21 protein-coding genes are annotated in these 18883 nt (G+C 59.0%); 13 read left to right on the forward strand and 8 right to left on the reverse strand.

Features of this window, described 5'->3' with window-relative positions:
- The first annotated feature begins 34 nt into the window (after positions 1 to 34).
- From M2497_RS09720 to M2497_RS09730, 3 genes are all read left to right on the forward strand, one after another.
- A complete protein-coding gene (locus tag M2497_RS09720) occupies positions 35 to 1456 on the forward strand; it encodes a transglycosylase SLT domain-containing protein (protein WP_248487126.1) in 1422 nt (473 codons plus the stop codon).
- 103 nt (positions 1457 to 1559) lie between these two features.
- Positions 1560 to 1994 carry a DoxX family protein gene (locus tag M2497_RS09725; protein ID WP_248487128.1) on the forward strand — a complete coding sequence of 145 codons (435 nt, stop codon included), beginning with the start codon at positions 1560 to 1562 and terminating at the stop codon, positions 1992 to 1994.
- Positions 1995 to 2244: 250 nt separating this feature from the next.
- Positions 2245 to 2553 carry a hypothetical protein gene (locus M2497_RS09730; protein WP_058427984.1) on the forward strand — a complete coding sequence of 103 codons (309 nt, stop codon included), beginning with the start codon at positions 2245 to 2247 and terminating at the stop codon, positions 2551 to 2553.
- A 4-nt stretch (positions 2554 to 2557) separates the two neighbouring features.
- Here the strand turns inward: M2497_RS09730 and M2497_RS09735 are convergent, their stop codons facing one another.
- Genes M2497_RS09735 through M2497_RS09745 form a run of 3 tightly spaced genes read right to left on the reverse strand, consistent with a single transcriptional unit; the run spans position 2558 to position 5952 of the window.
- Positions 2558 to 4288: a Gldg family protein gene (locus tag M2497_RS09735; protein WP_248487130.1), complete on the reverse strand. Its 1731-nt coding sequence runs from the start codon at positions 4286 to 4288 to the stop codon at positions 2558 to 2560.
- Between the two features lie 15 nt (positions 4289 to 4303).
- Positions 4304 to 5029, reverse strand: coding sequence for an ABC transporter permease (locus tag M2497_RS09740; RefSeq protein WP_248487132.1), 726 nt, complete (start codon positions 5027 to 5029; stop codon positions 4304 to 4306).
- Positions 5026 to 5952, reverse strand: a complete 927-nt coding sequence (locus M2497_RS09745; protein ID WP_248487133.1) for an ABC transporter ATP-binding protein — start codon at positions 5950 to 5952, stop codon at positions 5026 to 5028. Before M2497_RS09745 ends, M2497_RS09740 begins: the two co-directional genes overlap by 4 nt.
- 217 nt (positions 5953 to 6169) lie before the next feature.
- On the opposite strand from M2497_RS09745, the gene M2497_RS09750 reads away from it, so the two are divergent.
- Positions 6170 to 7156: a hypothetical protein gene (locus M2497_RS09750; protein WP_248487134.1), complete on the forward strand. Its 987-nt coding sequence runs from the start codon at positions 6170 to 6172 to the stop codon at positions 7154 to 7156.
- A 113-nt stretch (positions 7157 to 7269) separates the two neighbouring features.
- A complete protein-coding gene (gene greB, locus M2497_RS09755) occupies positions 7270 to 7743 on the forward strand; it encodes a transcription elongation factor GreB (protein WP_058427998.1) in 474 nt (157 codons plus the stop codon).
- A 45-nt stretch (positions 7744 to 7788) separates the two neighbouring features.
- Here the strand turns inward: greB and M2497_RS09760 are convergent, their stop codons facing one another.
- A complete protein-coding gene (locus M2497_RS09760) occupies positions 7789 to 10299 on the reverse strand; it encodes an ABC transporter permease (protein ID WP_248487135.1) in 2511 nt (836 codons plus the stop codon).
- Entirely contained in the window at positions 10299 to 10982 is a 684-nt protein-coding gene (locus tag M2497_RS09765) for an ABC transporter ATP-binding protein (protein ID WP_005786391.1), read from the reverse strand. Before M2497_RS09765 ends, M2497_RS09760 begins: the two co-directional genes overlap by 1 nt.
- Before the next feature lie 10 nt (positions 10983 to 10992).
- On the opposite strand from M2497_RS09765, the gene M2497_RS09770 reads away from it, so the two are divergent.
- From M2497_RS09770 to M2497_RS09780, 3 genes are all read left to right on the forward strand, one after another.
- Complete coding sequence (locus tag M2497_RS09770; protein ID WP_248487136.1) at positions 10993 to 11598, forward strand: arylesterase; 606 nt, start codon at positions 10993 to 10995, stop codon at positions 11596 to 11598.
- 58 nt (positions 11599 to 11656) lie between these two features.
- The gene (locus M2497_RS09775) at positions 11657 to 11950 is read left to right on the forward strand and encodes a hypothetical protein (RefSeq protein ID WP_010211879.1); all 294 of its coding nucleotides are present in this window, start codon (positions 11657 to 11659) and stop codon (positions 11948 to 11950) included.
- A gap of 72 nt (positions 11951 to 12022) precedes the next feature.
- On the forward strand, positions 12023 to 12991 hold the full coding sequence (locus M2497_RS09780) for a L,D-transpeptidase family protein (protein WP_248487137.1): 969 nt from the start codon (positions 12023 to 12025) through the stop codon (positions 12989 to 12991).
- A 134-nt stretch (positions 12992 to 13125) separates the two neighbouring features.
- Here M2497_RS09780 and oprI read toward each other — a convergent pair whose 3' ends face one another.
- The gene (oprI, locus tag M2497_RS09785) at positions 13126 to 13377 is read right to left on the reverse strand and encodes an outer membrane lipoprotei OprI (RefSeq protein ID WP_003172710.1); all 252 of its coding nucleotides are present in this window, start codon (positions 13375 to 13377) and stop codon (positions 13126 to 13128) included.
- 610 nt (positions 13378 to 13987) lie between these two features.
- Here oprI and M2497_RS09790 point away from each other — a divergent pair.
- Positions 13988 to 14269 carry a GNAT family N-acetyltransferase gene (locus tag M2497_RS09790; RefSeq protein ID WP_003189869.1) on the forward strand — a complete coding sequence of 94 codons (282 nt, stop codon included), beginning with the start codon at positions 13988 to 13990 and terminating at the stop codon, positions 14267 to 14269.
- 67 nt (positions 14270 to 14336) lie between these two features.
- On the opposite strand, the gene M2497_RS09795 is transcribed toward M2497_RS09790, so the two are convergent.
- Together M2497_RS09795 and M2497_RS09800 are read right to left on the reverse strand one after the other, a co-directional pair.
- Complete coding sequence (locus M2497_RS09795) at positions 14337 to 15413, reverse strand: 3-deoxy-7-phosphoheptulonate synthase (RefSeq protein WP_016975370.1); 1077 nt, start codon at positions 15411 to 15413, stop codon at positions 14337 to 14339.
- 131 nt (positions 15414 to 15544) lie between these two features.
- Positions 15545 to 15979 carry a PilZ domain-containing protein gene (locus M2497_RS09800; RefSeq protein WP_248487138.1) on the reverse strand — a complete coding sequence of 145 codons (435 nt, stop codon included), beginning with the start codon at positions 15977 to 15979 and terminating at the stop codon, positions 15545 to 15547.
- Between M2497_RS09800 and M2497_RS09805 the strand changes: the two genes are divergently transcribed.
- Genes M2497_RS09805 through M2497_RS09820 form a run of 4 tightly spaced genes read left to right on the forward strand, consistent with a single transcriptional unit; the run spans position 15978 to position 18797 of the window.
- Positions 15978 to 16364, forward strand: a complete 387-nt coding sequence (locus tag M2497_RS09805) for a thioredoxin (RefSeq protein ID WP_248487140.1) — start codon at positions 15978 to 15980, stop codon at positions 16362 to 16364. The genes M2497_RS09800 and M2497_RS09805 overlap by 2 nt on opposite strands.
- Positions 16361 to 17323 (forward strand): putative 2-dehydropantoate 2-reductase, encoded by a 963-nt coding sequence (locus tag M2497_RS09810; protein WP_248487141.1) that lies wholly within the window; start codon positions 16361 to 16363, stop codon positions 17321 to 17323. The genes M2497_RS09805 and M2497_RS09810 overlap by 4 nt, the downstream gene beginning before the upstream one ends.
- 15 nt (positions 17324 to 17338) lie before the next feature.
- Positions 17339 to 18244 carry a 5'-nucleotidase gene (locus M2497_RS09815; RefSeq protein WP_071488528.1) on the forward strand — a complete coding sequence of 302 codons (906 nt, stop codon included), beginning with the start codon at positions 17339 to 17341 and terminating at the stop codon, positions 18242 to 18244.
- A gap of 52 nt (positions 18245 to 18296) precedes the next feature.
- On the forward strand, positions 18297 to 18797 hold the full coding sequence (locus M2497_RS09820; RefSeq protein WP_248487143.1) for a universal stress protein: 501 nt from the start codon (positions 18297 to 18299) through the stop codon (positions 18795 to 18797).
- The last annotated feature ends 86 nt before the right edge of the window (positions 18798 to 18883 follow it).

Below are 18883 nucleotides of genomic sequence, written 5' to 3' on the forward strand. Positions count from 1 at the left end.
GAGGGCGTTGGCCAGTATTCTTTCCGGAGAGCGGATGATCCGACCCTCGGCGTTGCTTATGTTGTGCCTGACGATGCTGCTGCCCATGGCGGCGGTTGCACGTCTGGACGGGCCGCTGGAAGTGACCAGGCCCGGCAAGGTCCGCGATTTGGCGGAGATTCGTTCAAGCCGCACGTTGCGCGTCTTGGTCAACCAGAGCCGTAACAGTTCCGGCGAGGTGCAAGGCCAGGCCATCGGTGTCGAATACCATCGCCTGCGCGCCTTCGAGCAGTACCTCAATGGTCATGCGCGTGATGGCCAGGAAATCAACCTGAAGATCATTCCCAAGGCCAAGGACCAGTTGCTCGGCGCGCTGGCCCGTGGCGAAGGCGATTTGGTGGCGCCCGGTGAACTGCTTGATGTAAAGGCGGCGCACAAGATCAGCAGCAGCGATCCGATTGCCAGCAACGTAGCGCTGTGGCTGGTGGGGGTGAAGGGTGAACGACGGTTTACCAAGCTCGAGCAACTGTCCGGCCGCACCCTGGCGCTAACCACCGGCAGTGCGGCGGCGGATGCCATCAGCCAGGTCAACCAGAAGCTGGCTCTGCACAAGCAGCCGCCGGTCAAAGTAGAGTGGGTCGACCCAACGCTGGCTGTGGAAGACGTGCTGGAGATGGTTCAAGCCGGTATTTTCCATCTGACCATTGTCGAAAAGCCGATTGCCGAGCGCTGGTCGAAGATTCTGCCCAAGCTGCGTTTCGATAAACAGGTGGCGATCAGCGAGCCGGGTGACGAGTACTGGTTTGTGCGCCAGGATGCCTCGATGCTGCGGGCCAGCATTGACCGATTCCTCAAGACCTATCGAACCCCATCCGACCAGGATGTGGCGTTCCAGCGTATCTACCGTCGCCTTTACCAGGTGCGCAACCCATTGGCCCGTGTCGACCGACAGCGCCTGGAAAAACTGCGCCCGGTCTTGCAGAAACACGCCCGCGAGCAGGGCATGGATTGGTTGAACCTGGCTGCACTGGCCTTCAAGGAATCGGCGCTTGACCCTGGCGCGCGCAGCAGCGGCGGCCCTACCGGCCTGATGCAGATCACTCCATCGGCGGCGCAACGCGTGGGGGTCAACAATATCGAAAGTCTCGACAGCAACGTGCAGGCCGGCGCGCGGTACCTGGCAATGATCCGTCGCAAGTTCTTCGCCAGCCCCAAGCTCAACGAGCGCGAGCGCATGGCCTTTGTGCTGGCGGCTTACAACATGGGGCCGGAGCGGGTCCAGGGCATGCGTACTGAAGCCAAGCGGCGGGGACTCAACCCCAACCAGTGGTTCTTCCAGGTTGAACGCATTGCCATGGAGCAAGTAGGGATGGGCGGCGTCAGCTATGTTAATAGCGTCAACAAGTACTTCTTGGCGTTCGATCGGGAGCGAGCGTCCCTTGAACCGCAGGCACCGAAAATCGCCTCACGGAAGTAATCGATTTTATCGATATTAATCAGGCATTTTTTCGGCTTTTATCATTGTCTAAACTGATTAATATAGCGGCCAACCAACCCCTACTTTGAAAAGGATTTGCACCATGAGCCCACTGATCAAAAGCATTCTGTCCACCCGCGCCGGTTACGGCCTGACTATCCTGCGCATTGTGGTTGGCATCATCTTCGCCGCCCACGGATCGCAAAAACTCTTTGGCTGGTTCGGCGGCTATGGCCTGGCGGGCACTGCCCAGTGGATGGAAAGCATTGGTCTGGCACCGGGTACGTTGATGGCGCTGCTGTCGGGCGGTACCGAGTTCTTTGCCGGCCTGGCGCTGATCATTGGCCTGCTGGTTCGCCCGGCAGCATTGGGCCTGACCATCCTGTCGCTGGTGGCGATCTTCTCGGTGCACATCCATAACGGCCTGTTCATGGCCAACAACGGTTATGAGTTCGCACTGGCCTTGCTCGGTGGCTCCCTGGCGGTACTACTGGAAGGTGCTGGCAAACTGTCCGCAGACCGCGCCATCGCCCACTGATTGTGCTGCAACACCTTGAATCGGCCCGCCCTGTGCGGGCCTTTTCGTTGCTCCGGATTCTTGACACCGCCCCACCGGCTTCTCTAGGATGCCGCTCATGCGCCGATTTAAACAGCTAATTGCGGGGCGCCATGGGTGATCGTTATCGGTCCCGACAGGAGCGTGTTTCATGCTTCGAAATTCCGCTAAAGCGCTGGTTCGGTGTTGCCTCTCACCTGCCCGCAGACTTTTGAGGCAGAGACACGACACGATGAATGCACTACGCCCCCTGATACGCCTGGCCCCGATCACCGCGGACCTTACTCAACGCAACCCGAAAATTCTTCTTGGCGGCAAGCACCAGCCGACGCTATTGCGTTACCTGGACGGTTGGCCGCGTCGCACTGGCCGACCGTCAGCGTTCCTGATCCAGTTTGTTGAAGATGGCGATTCACTTGCGCGTTTTGCCAGCAACAGCTTTGACCTTGCGGTTATCCAGGCACCAAGCGCCAACAATGCCACCGAGGTCATCCGCCAATTAACCCGTATTGCACGACAGGGGCTGATAGCCCGTCGCTGAACCTTCAGTGAATCGTGCCGCCGGCTTGCAACCGGCGTCGGCGCTCTCCAAGAAAGACCATCCAGGCGATCAGGCATAACGTCAGCGGCATGGCAAAGATCGCCACCAGCGTTATCGCCAACTCCAGATGACGCACTTGGGCGTAGGCTTCGCGCTGCAGGGTATGCAGCTCCATGGGTAGGCGCAGACGTTCCTTGTTGAGTGCTTGCAGCTGGGTATTGGTCTCCACCGCCTGGGTGCCGAGGGTGGTTGTCCATGGGCTCAGCCGTTGCCATTCCTGCTCTGTTCGTTGCAAGCGTCGCTCCAGTTCGCTGGCTTTCGAACGATAGGCCTGTCTTGCGACCTCACGCATACCCTCCAGCACCGTCGGCGGCCTTTCCTGCGTTGCCCTGGGGCGAATCGCGACGAGCATGTCGGGGGCGGACAGGTTATCCAGTGTATTCAGAACAAACAGCGCGTTGCCATCGGGCGCTGCGTCGCTGACCTTATCGGTAAGCATGTCCGTATCAGCGATGACCACAACATGAATCTGCGCCGCTGTCTGCAACCCGGACGGCAGGCCCTTGATACCATCGGGAAAAACTGAATAGCTCGGCCCTTCGATGCGTGCAGCAATGACATGGCGCTGCTCCCGGCTCGAAGCCTCTTCAATCAAGGAATTGGGTGTGGTTGCGCGAGTGGATTGGTTGGCATCCAACAGCACCGATTGCTCGGAACTTTGCAGGATCGGGGTGAAGGTTGTGCGGCTTTTGTTCAACTGCGCGAGCGTCCCACTGCTCGATACGGTCACCCTGTTGAGGTTCCAGGTGCTGATGTCGTTCAGGTTCATCGCCTGTCGTGGCAAGTTCAGCCTGACTCGATTGGGCATATCAGGCGTCTCCCAGGGCGTGTAGAGAGCGTCGACCACCAGCTTGTCCGTCGGCATCTGGATACCCCAGGCGGCAAGCACCTCGTCCAGTCGGCTATTGGCTGGGAGTGGGTTTGAGCGTTGTTCGCTCAAAGGGTCGATGAACATCATCAATCTACCGCCCCTCAAGACAAATTGCTCAATCCCATACAAGGTACGTTCCGGCAACATCCGTGGCTGTACAACCATCAGGGTTTTGATGTGTTCGGGGATTTGAGCGGCATTCGGCTCCAGAGCGAACAGTTCGAATTCTCGCCGCACCGCCTGCAAGAGCCGACCTGCGGATTCGTCCATCGCCAGCCCCGACAGCAGCCCAACAACCGGTCGCTCCGGGTGCTGCAACTTGTAGAGCAGGTGGCTTATTTCATATTCGAGCAACGGCTCGCGCTCGAGGCTGAAAGAACCGATACGGCGCACGCCATGACCGGGGCTCGTGCTGACGAGCCCGAGAAACCCTGTGTTTTCGTCGAGCCCTGACAGCCTTGCTTTATAGGCGTCTTCCGAATAGGGAGCGGGTTCAATCACGTGCAGGTTGATCATGCCCTGAGCCTTCTTTTCGTACTCCTTGAGCAGATCCTCAATACGTTTGCCATAGCGTTTCACGGCGTAGCTTCGTTTCGGGTCGTTATTTGAATTGAAGTAATACACGTCCACCGGGCTTTCCAGCGTTGCAAGTAGTGGGTAGACGGGGGGCGATAAAGTGTGGATTTTTTGTTGAGAAAGATCCCACCGTATATCAGGAAGTTTACCTATCCACACCAGGTTGAAAGCCAGGAAAAGCAAAAAGGTGACGCATAGCGTCATACCGGTGCGCAGAGTGGACCGCATTAAGGGTTTCCCTTCTCATCTGTGTTTGTAGTTGAGCGTGACTGTCGTTGCGGTGAGAAAGGTGAGGATCATGCTGATAAAATAAAGTGTGTCGCGCAGTGTGAGTTTTCCATCATCGATACTGCTGAATCGCCAAGTAGGGCTGAGGGAGGCCAGGCTGTCGATCAGCCATATAGGGGTTTGGTGTTCAAGTGAGTCCAATACATAAGAAAGGCCACTGGCTGTCAGTAACAAGCTCAGCGTCAATACGAAAATGACAGTGCGCTGATGCACCAGTGCGCAAATAAAACAGCCTGCGGATAAGTAACTGCCTGCCAGCAGCCAACTCGCCAAAAATTGCGAGGCAATGACACCGTTGTCGGCCTTGCCCAGATAGTTCGCAATGATCACCAGAGGGAACATTAGAAACAGGCCGGTGCTGGCCACCAGCCAGGCGGCGAGGAATTTTCCGACAATCCATTCGAACGTTGTGATGGGCAGGGTTTTCATCAGGCTGAAAAAACCTGCGTTGGTTTCATCGGACCAGAGTTGAGTGGTCAGGGCGGGGATCAGCAATAAGTACAGCGAAGGGTGGAACCGGAAAAATACCTGTAAGTCACTGCCGTTTTGTTCCTGCCACGGACTTACGTACAACCCTAATGTCACTGAGAGTATCAGGAAGATGGCAATGTTGAGGTAAGTGCCGGGGGAGCGCGCATAGCTGGTGAGTTGACGCCTCAGAATGATGGGCAATAGTCTCAATGGGACGCCTCTTTGGTCAGATGGTGGACCACATCATTCAGGCGACCTGGCTCCAGGTTCAGTGAGTTGATTTTCCAGCGCCGGCTGGCAATCAGCGTGTTGATATGGGGATAGATGGTGTGTCCGGGCATGGCGAGAACCGTCACTGTGCCGGGCGCGTTTCGATGCTCTTCAATGCCTGCCACACCTGGCAGGACAGCCAGTGCCAACAGGTCCAGTGGCGTCTCGGCAGTAAGGGTGACTGCCTGGAAGTGACGCGAGTCGCGCTGTAGATCGGGCAGTGGCGTATCGGCCACCAGGCGACCGTTGGCAATGACCAGGGCACGTGTGCACAGTTCGGACAACTCTTCGCAGTGACGCGAGGCAATGATGACCGTCATTTCTTGCGTCAACGATTGGATAAGCGCCTTGAATGCGTGCTTCTGATCCTGCGCGAGTCCTTCGGTGGGCTCGTCCAGCAGTAACAGGGCAGGGCCATGCAGGATGGCCTGGGCAATTGCGACTTTGCGTTTCCAGGCGATGGAAAGGAGGTCGAGGGGGGCATCGAGTACCGGGAACAACTCCAGTCGTGCGACGGACTGTTCCAGGCGGTCACGTTTTTCGGTACCGCGAAAGCCACGAATGGCAGCAATGAAATCGAGGAACGCTTTGACGGACATCGTCGGATGACCGAGGTCGTTGGACAGTTGATAGCCGACCAGTTGCCTTGCTTCGAGCGGGTGGGTTTGTGTGTCGAAGCCGTGAATTTTTATATGACCGCTGGACGGCTGTGTCGAACCGGCAATGACATCGAGCAGTACTGTTTTGGCCGTGTGATCTTGTCCGAACAACCCGAGGCATGCTTGTTGACCGGCACTGAATGAAAAGTCGCGGACAATCGTATTGTTACCCATGTGTTTTGTCAGATTGCTTACTTCGATCATTGTTTTACCGAATAAGTTTGGTATGACGTAGGGAAGCTGAAAAAAGGGTACGGGTTACTCTCGCTTTTGGGAACGTCGGTCAGCATTAATAAGAGAAGTCCTACGTGCAGGGCGGGCAGACCACTGAAACAATGTGTCGTGTCTTGGAGTGTCTAATTTTTGAATGTTTATTTGTTTTTTATATAAACTTTCTTTCCAAATAATGAGGCCTGATTGCATGATGCTGCTACGTACCCTTGTTCTTGAGCGAAATGGTCAAGATGCTCCGGTTAACGGTGCTCTGCTCTGTGGGTTTGCTGTCGGTCAGACGGCCTCAAACTTTCTTGTTTACAGCCTGGATGAAGAGATAGAACCTGGAAGTTCCAGGGTCTATATTGCGGCTTTGCGTAAAAAACTTGACCGGTATTTTCTGGGAGGCGTCGAATCCAAGGAAGACCTGCAGGTGGCATTGCATGTTTTCAAGCAAATACTGACATTAGCCGCTTCGGGCGTTAAACCCGGTGGTGTTACCGAAACCCAGGTGCCTTATCATTTTGTCGATTTAAAAGGTTGCAAGTTGCCACCTGCCAGGCCTGAGGATCATCACTCGGTGATCATCAAAAAAGCGCTGGTGATGAAAGTGATCACCCTAGGCATGTCTGCGCCGACGTTGCCGGCTATCGAAAGTGCTTCAGTGATCGTGCCGTCCATTCGTTTTTCGTCACAGATGATTTCCCCTCCCAGGGTGGCGAGCCCCTCCGAGTCGCTCCGCTTACCGTCGCATGAGCAACCGCTTGAGGAGCCCCGACAGGTGCCCTCGGGCGCGCCGGTGGACATAGCACAGGCCTCACCTGCTATCTCGCGCGAACCCGATGCGCCGGTGCCAACGAAACCCGCGCCTTCAGATAATCACGGTACATTGTTCGAAGTAGACAGCACGCTGACCAACCTTGCCCTTGTCGCTCAAGAATTGACGCAGCAAAAACTCGCTGCAATCGAGCGGGAGACTGCACTTGAGCAGTGGCAGGCGCGACTGCAGCAGGAACAAAACCAACTGGATGAAAAGGTTCGAGAGCTGGAGCAGCGCACCACTCAACTGCATGATCAGTCGCTTGCAGTCAGCCAGAGGACCGAAGCCTTGAAGGTGATGACGTCACAAGTCTCGGGCTTGCGGCAGAGTTTGCGCGGCCTGTTGCTGGAGCTGGATCGCACGCTTGACAACTAGACCGGCCTGGCTACTTTCACCGGTTCATTTATCATCAACGCCAGCCAGCCGAACCCAGGGCATGAAACCCTGGCGTATCGGCACCTATGGACATTGCCTGGGGATGCAAGCGTTTGAGTACCAAGCTGATTACCAAAGAAGGCCATGAAGCGCTGAAAAAGGAGCTGGATTACCTGTGGCGCGAAAAGCGCCCGGACACCACGCGCAAAGTGACGTGGGCGGCTTCGCTGGGGGATCGCAGCGAAAACGCCGACTACCAGTACAACAAGAAATTGTTGCGTGAGATCGACCGTCGCGTGCGCTACCTGCGCAAACGCCTGGAAGATATGCGCGTGGTGGAGTACATGCCCGAGCAAGAGGGCAAGGTGTTTTTCGGCGCCTGGGTGGATATCGAAAATGAGCAGGGTGAAACCAAGCGTTTTCGTATTGTCGGCTATGACGAGATTTATGACCGGATGGACTACATCTCCATCGATTCGCCCATGGCCCGTGCGCTGTTGCGCAAGGAGGTGGATGACGAGGCTATCGTGCAGACGCCAAGCGGTGACGTGTGCTGGTGGATCACCGGGATCGAATATGTGAAGTGAGCAAAATGGGCCCGTATTCTGTAAGGAATGCGGGCCCATCGCGTTTCAACCTTCGCGCAACACCGTCAGCGGGCTGGCATTCAGCGCGCGGCGGGTGCCGAACACACCGGCACCGCCGATCAGCACGGCACCGATCACCGGGAGCAGCAACAGCCACGGGTGAGGGTGCCAGGCCAGGTCAAATGCGTAGCGGTACAGCACGAACGTCACCAGCTCCGTGCCCAGCGCGGCCAGCAACCCACTGACGGCACCCAGCAAACCGAACTCGATACGCCTGGCCTTGACCAGCAGCTTGCGTTCGGCGCCCAGTGCGCGCAACAGCGCGCCCTGGCGGATACGTTCGTCTAGGGTGGCTTGCAGGCCGGAGAACAACACCGTCATCCCCGCCGCCAGCACAAACAGCAGTACATACTCCACTGCGAGGGTCACTTGGGCGAGGATGCTGCGCAACTGCTCCAGCAGCGCCTCGACCTGCAGGATGGTCACCGCCGGGAACGCGCGTGACAGGTCGACGATCTGCTGGTCATGCCCGGGTGCCAGATAGAAGCTGGTCAGGTAGGTGGCCGGCAGGTCCTTCAAGGTACCCGGTTGGAAAATCATGAAGAAGTTGGGCTGGAAGTTATCCCAGTTGATCGTGCGCAGGCTGGTGACCCGCGCTTCTCGATTCTCTCCGCCCACGGTGAATACCAAGTGGTCGTCGAGCTTGAGCTTGAGGCTCTCCGCTACCTTGGCTTCTACCGAGACACCCGGGATTTCATCGGTAGGTTGCGACGACCACCACGAGCCCGCCGTCAGGGCGTTGCCTGGTGGCAGGTCGGCGGCCCAGGTCAGGCTCAGGTCGCGTTGCACCGCACGGTCGCCGCTGGAGTCCTTGCTGACGATTTCCTGTACCGGTTCGCCATTGATACTGATCAGGCGCCCCGGCACCACCGGGTACAGTGGTGCGGATTGCGCCTGCAGTTCCAGCAGACGGGTGCCAAAGGCATCCTTGTCGGCCGGCAGGATGTTCAAGGCGAAATAGTTCGGTGCATCCTTGGGCAGCTGGTTTTGCCAGGTGTCGAGCAGCTCGCCGCGCAACAGTGCGATCAAACCCATGGACAGCAGGATCAAGCCAAACGCCAGGGATTGGCCGGCCGCCGCCAGTGGGTGGCGCAGCAACTGGCCCAGGCCCAGGCGCCAAGGCAGGGAGGCACGGGCCAGCAGGCGGCGCAGGCTTTGCAGCAACAGCAGGAGCAAACCACCGAGTACCAGCGCAGCCACCACGCCGCCACCGAGCAGGGCGAAGGTCAGCACCAGGTCGAGGCTCAGGCGCCACATGATCAGGCCCAAGGCGAACAGTGCCGCGCCGTAGACCATCCAGGTGCTGGAAGGGATCGGCAGCAGGTCACGGCGCAACACCCGCAGCGGTGGCACTCGACCCAATGCGGCCAACGGCGGCAGGGCGAAACCGGCGAGGGCGACCAACCCGGTGCCGATCCCGGCAACCGCCGGTAGCAGGCCGCCGGGTGGAACGTCTGCGGGCAACAGGTCGTGGAGAAAGTAGAACAGGCCAAACTGCGCCAGCCAGCCCAGCAGGGCGCCGACCAGGCTGGCGAAAAGCCCCAGGACGCTCAGTTGCAGGCTGAACAGCAACATAGCTTCACGTCGTGACAAGCCCAGGCAGCGCAGCAATGCACTGGCGTCGAAACGTCGAGTGGCGAAGCGATTGGCCGACAACGCCACCGCCACACCCGCCAGCAACACGGCGACCAGGCTGGCCATGTTCAGGTAGCGTTCTGCCTTACCCAGGGCGCCGCCGATTTGCTGGTTGCCGTCCCGTGAATCCTGCAGGCGCTGGTTGGCGGCGAGCCCCGGCTTGATCAGGTCACGATAGGTCTGCAACACGGTGCTGCCCTGCGGCCCGCGCCATAGTTCGCGGTAGCTGACGCGGCTGCCGGGCTGCACCACACCGGTGGCGTCCAGGTCCGCCAGGTTGATCATCACCCTGGGCGTGAGGCTGTAGAAGTTGCCGGCGCGGTCCGGCTCATAGGTGAGCACGCGGGCCAGGCGCAGGGTCTTCATGCCCACATCGATGCTGTCGCCGACCTTGAGGTCCAGCGCCGTCAGCAGCCGCGCTTCCACCCAGGCTTCACCGGGTTTCGGGCCACCCCCTGGAGTTTCATCGGCAAAAGGCGCGGCTGCGCTTTTCAGTTCACCGCGCAATGGGTACTGCTCGTTGACCGCCTTGATGCTGGAAAGCTGGATGCCATTATCGGTGGCGATGACGCTGGAGAACTCCACGACGCGGGCGTGATCCAGGCCAAGTTCGGTGCCGGACCGGATCTGCTCGGGGCGGGCTGGCGAGCTGCCTTCAAGCACCAGGTCGGCGCCGAGGAATTCGGTGGCGCGCAACAACATCGCACCGTTGAGGCGCGCGCCGAAGTAACCGATGGCGGTGCTGGCGGCGACTGCCACCAACAGGGCGAAGAACAACACGCGCAATTCACCGGCGCGGGCATCGCGCATTAATTGGCGCATGGCCAGGCTGAACAGGCGCAACAGCGGCAAACGTGCCATCAAGGCTCCAGGGGCGCGACCATCAGGCCGGCTTCAAGGCGGATCAGGCGTCGGCAACGATGGGCCAGGCGCTCGTCGTGGGTGACCAGCACCAGGGTCGTGCCGCTCTCCTTGTTGAGTTCGAACAGCAGGTCGCTGATGCGCTCGCCGGTGTGGCTGTCGAGGTTGCCGGTGGGTTCATCGGCAAACAGCACGTCCGGTTCGGCGGCAAAGGCGCGGGCAATCGCTACCCGTTGCTGTTCGCCACCGGAGAGTTGGCGTGGCGAATGGGTCAGGCGTTGGCCCAGGCCTACGCGCTCCAGCAGGTGCCTGGCCCGTTCGCGAGCGTCTTTGCGGCCGTCCAGTTCCAGCGGCAGCATGACGTTTTCCAGGGCGTTGAGGCTGTCGAGCAATTGGAAGGATTGGAATACAAAACCCACATGCTCGGCACGGATGCGCGCGCGCTGGTCTTCATCGAGGGTACTGAGGGCTTGCCCGGCGAGGGTGACTTCGCCGCTGCTGGGCAGGTCGAGGCCGGCCAGCAGGCCGAGGAGGGTGGATTTGCCGGAACCGGAGCTGCCGACGATAGCCAGGCTATCGCCCTTGTTCAGTTCCAGGCTCAGTTCGTGCAGGATAGTCAGTTCACCTTCCGCGCTGGGAACCACTTTGCTAAGGTTCCGCGCGGTGAGAATGCTTGCGCCCATGGAGAATCCGATGCGAATGTGGTTTTTGAGTGCTGGCCTGGCCTTGATGTGCATGGCCCAGAACGCAGCGGCGGGTACAGTCCTGATCGTTGGCGATAGTATCAGTGCCGGTTTCGGCCTGGATACCAGCAAAGGGTGGGTGGCCCTGCTGCAGCAACGGCTCAAGCAGGAAGGTTTCGACGATAAAGTAGTCAATGCCTCCATCAGTGGCGACACCAGTGCCGGAGGCCTGGCGCGGCTGCCGGCGGCGCTTGCAGAGCACAAGCCGGATGTGGTGGTCATTGAGTTGGGGGGCAATGATGGCCTGCGCGGGCAACCGCCTGCGCAATTGCAACAAAATCTTGCATCGATGATTGACCAGTCCAAGGCCGGTGGCGCCAAAGTGTTGTTGTTGGGGATGCAGTTGCCGCCCAATTATGGCCCGCGATACACCACCGCATTTGCCGAAGTCTATGGCGAGCTGGCCAAGCAAAAAAATGTCCCGCTGGTGCCGTTTTTCCTCGATGGCGTGGGCGGTCACCCGGAGCTGATGCAGGCTGATCAACTTCACCCGGCGGTCGGCGCCCAGGGCAAGTTGCTGGAAAATGTCTGGCCGACGCTAAAACCGCTGCTATGACGCTTTTCTACCGGCAGGCTTTCGGCTAAGGTGGCGCCCCCCCGATTTGGAGCCCCTGATGTCGCGTCCTGCCTGGTCCCTGTTTAACTACCAACTGATCGAGCCGGACGAGCAGCTGGATCTGTTTGCCTGCCAGGAAGTGCGGGTGCACCTGGTGGCGCGTCAACTGGAACTGGGCGGCTCCATCGATCGCACGCTGTGCGGCACCCTATTGCCGGCGCAACCGCGTTGGTCGCGGGTCGATCGTTCGATTTTCCAGGACCAGCGCCTGTGCCCGCTGTGCCGTGCCATTCTGGAGTCGCAGAAGCGCGGCACGCCGCCGATCTGGCCGGAGCTGCGTTTCGAGTTGTAGGGGGCAGCTAGAAGCGCGCTTCACGTATACAATCGATGTTTACCTACCCGTCGTCTGCGAAGGATTTACCGGATGTTGTCGCGCCTTTCCGTCGTCACCTGCTGCCTGTCTCTTGCTGCGCTTAGTGCGGCCGGTTCTGCGTCAGCTTTGCAGTTGCCCTTGCCCCCACCGGGTGAAGACATCGTCGGCCAGGTCCAGGTGATCAAGGCCAAGTACGAAGACACCTTTGCCGACCTGGGCACCACCTATGACCTGGGCTACTCGGAGATGGTCGCGGCCAACCCGGGCGTGGATGCCTGGTTGCCGGGCGCGGGCACCGAGATCGTATTGCCGACGCGTTTTATCCTGCCGCCGGGGCCTCGCGAAGGCATCGTGATCAACCTGGCGGAATACCGGCTCTATTACTACCCCAAGGGTCAGAACGTGGTCTACACGTTCCCGTTGGGGATTGGTCGTGAAGGCTGGGGTTCACCCATCGCCCATACCAGCATCATTGCCAAGACGCCAAACCCTACCTGGACCCCGCCCGCCTCGATCAAGGCCGAGCACGCCGCCAATGGTGACCCGCTGCCCAACGTGGTGCCGGCCGGCCCGGACAACCCACTGGGTCCGTTCAAGTTCACCCTGGGCACGCCGGGTTACCTGATCCACGGTTCCAACATGAAGTTTGGTATCGGCACGCGTACAAGCCACGGCTGCTTCCGCATGTTCAACAACAATGTGCTGGAGATGGCCGGCATGGTGCCGGTGGGGACATCGGTGCGTATCATCAACGATGCCTACAAGTTCGGCAGCAGCGGCGGCAAGGTGTACCTTGAAGCGCATACGCCCTTGAATGATGACGGTACGCCGTCGGTGGTCGACAAGCACACCGCGGTGATCAACGCCTTGCTCAGGCGTGAAGACCTGGCGAACAATTTGCGGGTCAACTGGGACCAAGTGCGTGACGTGGTCGCGGCGGAAGATGGTTTGCCGACGGAAATCGGTGTGCCCGGCGCAGCGTCGGTTGCCGCCAGCGCGCCGATCGATCTGCAGCAATAAGGCGCGACATCAAACGCCCGCCAAGGCCTTGCGCCAGGGCGGGCTTTTTATTGCGCGTGATTCAGGCACAAATCCCAGGCAATAAAAAAGCCGACCCATAAATGGATCGGCTTGATAACAACCCCGAGGGATTATTACTTGCGGCTAGCTTTTTCAAGCATGCGCAGAGCGCGCTCGTTAGCTTCGTCAGCAGTCTGTTGTGCTTTTTGAGCAGCAGCCAGAGCTTCATCAGCTTTACGGTAGGCTTCGTCTGCACGGGCCTGGGAGCGAGCTGCTGCGTCTTCAGTTGCAGTCAGACGAGCTTCGGTTTCTTTGGAGACGCTGCTGCAACCGGTAGCCAGAACTGCGGCCAGAGCCAGAGCAGAGAATTTCAGAACGTTGTTCATCGTGTTCCCCTTCAAGGACTTTCTATTAGATGGCTAGTATCTCAGAGTGAGCCAATAGCCGGCGTACATACTACCCATTACTTGTAGTAAGTAAACTGACGTAGCGCAAGAAGCAAAAAAAATTCTCGTGCCGAATCTATTTTGGCTAATCTTTTGGAGTTTTGTATAAAAACTGTCCAATTTTTTTAACCAGGCGTAAATCGGATCCAGGCTGAAAGGGCCGGCCCGCATGTGTTAAGCCCTGTAAACAGATGAAATTTTATATATCCACGCCGACACTTACGTTCAGCACGGCTTCGCGTTGCCCGGTATCTTTTGCGCATGTAGAGGTGACTTTAAGAGCGCCTGTTCGTCTCAAGGTTCAACTGCCGGCAATGTTCAGGCGTTCGATCATCGGTAGATCGAAGCCCTTTCTATATCCACCCGTGGCAGGGGATGACGAGTGCGCCTTGAGCAATTGCAGGATTGGTGCCTACTATTCCCTACGTGCAGGTGTGAGCGCTCAGGGTTTTCTCGTTGTCGAAACCGGCACGGGGTGGCGTAGATGTTCCTTCGCCGGAAAAACATCGGTAAGGTAGGGGTCAGAATCCAAGACCCGCGAGGAGTAGTGATGAGCGAGGCGTTGTCCATCCACCATGACCAGGCTGGTCATCAGTTCGAGACCAATGTGGACGGTCATCGTGCCTATCTGACCTATATGGATCTCGGCAAACAGACCCTGGATATCTATCGGACCTTCGTGCCCAACGCGCTGCGGGGCCGTGGTATTGCGGCGGCACTGACCGAGGAAGCCTTGAAGTTTGCCGAGGAGGCGGGCTACACGGTGATCCCGTCCTGCTCCTATGTCGAACGCTACATGGAGCGCCACCAGCGCCATGCCGCGAAGTTGTAAGGCACAAATAGCAGCATGAAAAACGCCGGGCTCAGCCCGGCGTTTTTGTGTGCGCTCTATAACAGACTCAGGTGCGCTTGCGCTTAGGCAGCACGTCCTTGAGCTTGGCGTGCATGCTGCGCAGTGTGTTTTCGGTGGCGGCCCAGTCAATGCAAGCATCGGTGATCGACACGCCGTACTGCAAGTCGGCCAGATCTTTTGGAATCGCCTGGCAACCCCAGTTCAGGTGGCTCTCGACCATCAGCCCGATGATCGACTGGTTGCCTTCGAGAATCTGGTTGGCGACGTTTTCCATCACCAGTGGCTGCAGGGCCGGGTCCTTGTTGGAGTTGGCGTGGCTGCAGTCGACCATGATGTTCGGCTTGATCTTGGCCTTGTTCAATGCCTGCTCGCACAGCGCAACGCTGACCGAATCATAGTTGGGCTTGCCGTTGCCGCCGCGCAGTACCACGTGGCCGTAGGCATTGCCCTTGGTGGTGACGATGGACACGCCACCTTCCTGGTTGATACCCAGGAAACGGTGCGGGCTGGAAACCGATTGCAGCGCGTTGATCGCCACAGTCAGGCCGCCGTCGGTGCCGTTCTTGAAACCCACGGCCGAGGACAGGCCGGACGCCATTTCACGGTGCGTCTGGGATTCAGTGGTGCGTGCGCCGATGGCCGACCAGCTGATCAGGTCCTGCAGGTATTGCGGGGAGATCGGGTCCAGGGCTTCGGTGGCGGTGGGCAGGCCCATCTCGGCCAGGTCCAGCAGCAACTGGCGACCAATGTGCAGGCCGTCCTGGATCTTGAACGAGTCGTCCAGGTACGGGTCGTTGATCAAGCCTTTCCAGCCGACCGTGGTGCGCGGTTTTTCGAAATAGACGCGCATCACCAGGTACAGGGTGTCGGACACTTCCGCCGCCAGCACCTTGAGGCGCTCGGCGTACTCGTGGGCAGCCTTGAGATCGTGGATCGAGCAAGGCCCGATGACGACGAACAGGCGGTGGTCGGTGCCATCGAGAATGTCACGGATGACTTCGCGGCCCTTGGTGACGGTCTGCAGGGCAGCGTCGCTCAAAGGGATTTCGCGCTTGAGCTGATCGGGCGTGATCAGGGTCTCGTTGGATTCAACGTTTAGGTCATTGATCGGTAAATCAGCCATCGTGTTACTCGTCAGGGTCACGGGTGCCGGCCGCCAGCCATCCCCGTGCGGCGGAGCACAGCATGATTTGAATGCAGGGGGGAGGAACCTTAGCGCGTAACACCGGCCCGCGACAATGGGCAAAGCCCGCTTTAATCCAGTGCTGGCGCCACAAAGGCTTCGTGGGAGAACTCGCTGGCATGGCGCGATACCCACTCACGGGCCAGGGCTTCGAGTTGCTGGGGTGTCGGTTCGGTGTCTTCGTGCTGGCGGCAGTAGCGCTCTATCCGGCATGCTTGCTCACCCATGCGTGCACCGAACAACGCATGTTCATCGGTAAACGAGACACCGACGCGGTAGCCGTTTTCCACCTTGCGGCACCACGCCACATAGCCTGGATAACGTGCGCTGGCACCCAGGGACGGGATATGCAGATCAACCGCCGTGCCTTCGCGCCAAGCGCGTGGCCAATGGCAGGCGATGCCGCCCAGGCCGATAGCGTGCAGGCGTTGGCGAGGGATGGCGGGAGAGGGACGTTGGATTAACTCGACAGCGACATCATCAGGGTGAGGTAAAAAACGACCCATGTACACGGACTCCGAGCACCGTCCAATTGACGGCGGTGGCAGCAGTATAGTGAAGGAACTGGAATTGACCGACCTGGATATTGACCAGCAATTGCTGGGATTGCCAGGTATTTCTCTGGTGATCTTTACCAGCGCAGGGTGTTCCAGTTGCCGCTGGGCACGCCAGCAAGTGCCGGGCTGGCCGTTACCGGTGGACCGGCTGTGCTGGGTGGACGCCGGGCACAACGGTGGTGCGGTCGAACGCTACCAGATCTTTCATTTGCCGGCGCTGTTCGTGGTGTGCGAGGGTCAATTCCTTGGGCAAATACAGACACGTCTTACGCGTGACGACGTTTTCGATGCCGTAAAACAGGCACTCACCCGTCCAACTGAGGATTTGCCATGACAGCAGTTACACCCCAGCCACCACGCATTGGCATCATCGGCACCGGTGCCATTGGTGGTTTCTACGGCCTGATGCTGGCCCGCGCCGGTTTCGATGTGCACTTTTTGCTGCGCAGCGAATACGCGGCGGTCAGCGAGCACGGCCTGCACTTGAACAGCACCGTGCACGGCGTATTGCATCTGCATCCCGTGCAGGCCTACGCCCGCGCTGCCGATATGCCGCCATGCGACTGGCTGCTGGTGGGCACCAAGTCGACCGGCAACGTCGAATTGGCCCCGACCCTCGCCCAGGTGGCGGCGCCGGATGCCAAGGTGGTGTTGCTGCAAAACGGCCTTGATGTGGAAGACAGTCTGCGTGAACACTTGCCGGCGTCGCTGCACTTGCTGGGTGGCCTGTGTTATATCGGCGTGCACCGTTCTGGTCCGGGCGTTATCGAGCACCAGGCGTTGGGCCGGGTCAATCTGGGGTATCACAGTGGCACCGCGGCCAATGATGACGCCCGCCAAAAGGAGATTGTCGACGCAGGCGCCGCGTTGTTTCACCAGGCCGGTATCGAGTCGCAGGCCATGGCCAATGTGCATCTGGCACGCTGGCACAAGCTGGTGTGGAACGTGCCTTACAATGGCCTGTCGGTGTTATTGGGCGCGGGGACCACGGCGATGATGGCGGACGAATCCAGCCGCGAACTGATCCAGGCGCTGATGGCCGAAGTGGTGCAGGGTGCCCACGCCTGTGGTCATGAGATTCCCCAAAGCTACGCCGAGCAGATGTTTACCCTGACTGAAACCATGGACGATTACCTGCCGAGCATGTACCACGACCACGTGCACAAACGCGCGCTGGAACTGGCGGCGATCTACGCCCGCCCACTTGCTGCGGCCAGGGCTGCCGGCTGTGAGCTGCCACGGATGCAGGCGCTGTATCAGGCCTTGAGTTTTATTGATCGGCGTAACCGCTGAGCAGGGGGACACACCATGGCAAAGGGATTGGGCGACAAACTGGTGCTGGCGATTTCGTCGCGGGCACTGTTCGACCTCAGCGACAGCCACAAGATCTACCTCGCCCAAGGCGTTGAGGCGTACCGCAAGTACCAGATCGAGCACGAGGAGGAAATCCTCGAACCCGGCGATGCATTTCCGCTGGTCAAGAAACTGCTGAGCCTGAACGCCAGCCTGGGCCGTGCGCGGGTTGAAGTGGTGCTGGTGTCGCGTAACAGCGCTGACACCGGCTTGCGCGTGTTCAATTCGATCCAGCATTACGGCCTGGATATTTCCCGTGCCGCTTTCGTAGGCGGTCGTAGCCCTTATCCTTATTTGGCGGCGTTTGGCTGCCACCTGTTTCTTTCGACCCATGCCGAGGATGTACGCAGTGCCCTCGATGCGGGGTTCGCGGCGGCGACGATTCTGTCGGGCGGCCCGAACCGCGCATCCAGCGAAGAACTGCGCATTGCCTTCGACGGCGACGCTGTACTGTTTTCCGATGAGTCAGAACGTGTGTACCAGGCCGGTGGCCTGGCCGCGTTCCAGGCCAATGAGCGAGAGGCGGCGCGCCAACCGTTGCACGGCGGTCCTTTCAAGGGTTTTCTGGCGGCACTCAACTTGTTGCAGCGCGAGTTTCCCGATGAGGCCTGTCCGATCCGCACCGCCTTGGTCACTGCCCGTTCGGCGCCGTCACACGAGCGGGTGATTCGCACCTTACGTGAATGGGATATCCGCCTGGACGAGTCGTTGTTCCTTGGCGGCCTGGAGAAATCTGCATTCCTGGAGGCGTTTGCCGCCGATGTGTTTTTCGATGACCAGGCCGGGCATTGCGAGAAAGCCATGGAATTTGTCGCCACCGGGCACGTGCCCCATGGCATCAGTAATGAGGTGAAGATCTAGGGCGCTGCTAAGCTGATTTCATCTCCGCCATCCTGGCAGTCCAGGAGGTTCTATGATCCGTTCGATGCTGTACGCCACGGACCTCGGTCTGTACGCGCCTTATGTGATGCAACATGCGCTGGCGCTGGCTCGAACGTTCAAGGCTGACCTGTATGTGATTCATGTGGTCGAGCCCATCGGCCTGTTCGCCGAATCGGTGTTGCAGAGCTACCTTGATGAGAAGGCCTTGAGTGAGTGGCAAAGCCAGGGGCTGGCTACGGTCATGGCGACGATCGAACAGCGGGTGCTGGACAGTTTTCGCGAAGAGTTGGGGGACGAGGGGCAGGACCTGAAGTTGATTCGCTCGGTACGGGTGATCCAGGGGGACCCCTGCGAGGTGATACTCGACCAACTGCGCAAACTTTCCGTGGATCTGCTGATCGTAGGAAGTCACAGCCATGCAACCGCGGCGGCTACCCCGTTGGGTCGTACCGCTGCACGGGTGCTGCAGCTGTCTACGGTGCCGGTCTACCTGGTGCCTTCGTTGCAACGTCGACGCAGTGATGACGTGTGATGGATGAAAATCGATAAAAAGTTCTAGATTTATCCATAAAACCTTTAATATAGTTATATACCGTCGCTGATACCCGTGGCGTCTAT

Origin of the sequence: Pseudomonas sp. CYM-20-01 (assembly GCF_023169845.1) — a bacterium.
GTDB classification, from domain to species: domain Bacteria; phylum Pseudomonadota; class Gammaproteobacteria; order Pseudomonadales; family Pseudomonadaceae; genus Aquipseudomonas; species Aquipseudomonas azotoformans.

Excerpts from the sequence above, each read along its gene's own strand:
- M2497_RS09820 (WP_248487143.1), top strand. The coding sequence starts at position 18,297 with ATGATCCGTTCGATGCTGTACGCCACGGACCTCGGTCTGTACGCGCCT.
- M2497_RS09775 (WP_010211879.1), top strand. The coding sequence starts at position 11,657 with ATGTCGCGTCCTGCCTGGTCCCTGTTTAACTACCAACTGATCGAGCCG.
- M2497_RS09790 (WP_003189869.1), top strand. The coding sequence starts at position 13,988 with ATGAGCGAGGCGTTGTCCATCCACCATGACCAGGCTGGTCATCAGTTC.
- M2497_RS09730 (WP_058427984.1), top strand. The coding sequence starts at position 2,245 with ATGAATGCACTACGCCCCCTGATACGCCTGGCCCCGATCACCGCGGAC.
- M2497_RS09815 (WP_071488528.1), top strand. The coding sequence starts at position 17,339 with ATGGCAAAGGGATTGGGCGACAAACTGGTGCTGGCGATTTCGTCGCGG.
- M2497_RS09810 (WP_248487141.1), top strand. The coding sequence starts at position 16,361 with ATGACAGCAGTTACACCCCAGCCACCACGCATTGGCATCATCGGCACC.
- M2497_RS09735 (WP_248487130.1), bottom strand. The coding sequence starts at position 4,288 with ATGCGGTCCACTCTGCGCACCGGTATGACGCTATGCGTCACCTTTTTG.
- M2497_RS09720 (WP_248487126.1), top strand. The coding sequence starts at position 35 with ATGATCCGACCCTCGGCGTTGCTTATGTTGTGCCTGACGATGCTGCTG.
- M2497_RS09795 (WP_016975370.1), bottom strand. The coding sequence starts at position 15,413 with ATGGCTGATTTACCGATCAATGACCTAAACGTTGAATCCAACGAGACC.
- M2497_RS09770 (WP_248487136.1), top strand. The coding sequence starts at position 10,993 with ATGCGAATGTGGTTTTTGAGTGCTGGCCTGGCCTTGATGTGCATGGCC.
- M2497_RS09725 (WP_248487128.1), top strand. The coding sequence starts at position 1,560 with ATGAGCCCACTGATCAAAAGCATTCTGTCCACCCGCGCCGGTTACGGC.
- M2497_RS09745 (WP_248487133.1), bottom strand. The coding sequence starts at position 5,952 with ATGATCGAAGTAAGCAATCTGACAAAACACATGGGTAACAATACGATT.
- M2497_RS09760 (WP_248487135.1), bottom strand. The coding sequence starts at position 10,299 with ATGGCACGTTTGCCGCTGTTGCGCCTGTTCAGCCTGGCCATGCGCCAA.
- M2497_RS09765 (WP_005786391.1), bottom strand. The coding sequence starts at position 10,982 with ATGGGCGCAAGCATTCTCACCGCGCGGAACCTTAGCAAAGTGGTTCCC.
- M2497_RS09780 (WP_248487137.1), top strand. The coding sequence starts at position 12,023 with ATGTTGTCGCGCCTTTCCGTCGTCACCTGCTGCCTGTCTCTTGCTGCG.
- M2497_RS09750 (WP_248487134.1), top strand. The coding sequence starts at position 6,170 with ATGATGCTGCTACGTACCCTTGTTCTTGAGCGAAATGGTCAAGATGCT.
- M2497_RS09800 (WP_248487138.1), bottom strand. The coding sequence starts at position 15,979 with ATGGGTCGTTTTTTACCTCACCCTGATGATGTCGCTGTCGAGTTAATC.
- oprI (WP_003172710.1), bottom strand. The coding sequence starts at position 13,377 with ATGAACAACGTTCTGAAATTCTCTGCTCTGGCTCTGGCCGCAGTTCTG.
- M2497_RS09805 (WP_248487140.1), top strand. The coding sequence starts at position 15,978 with ATGTACACGGACTCCGAGCACCGTCCAATTGACGGCGGTGGCAGCAGT.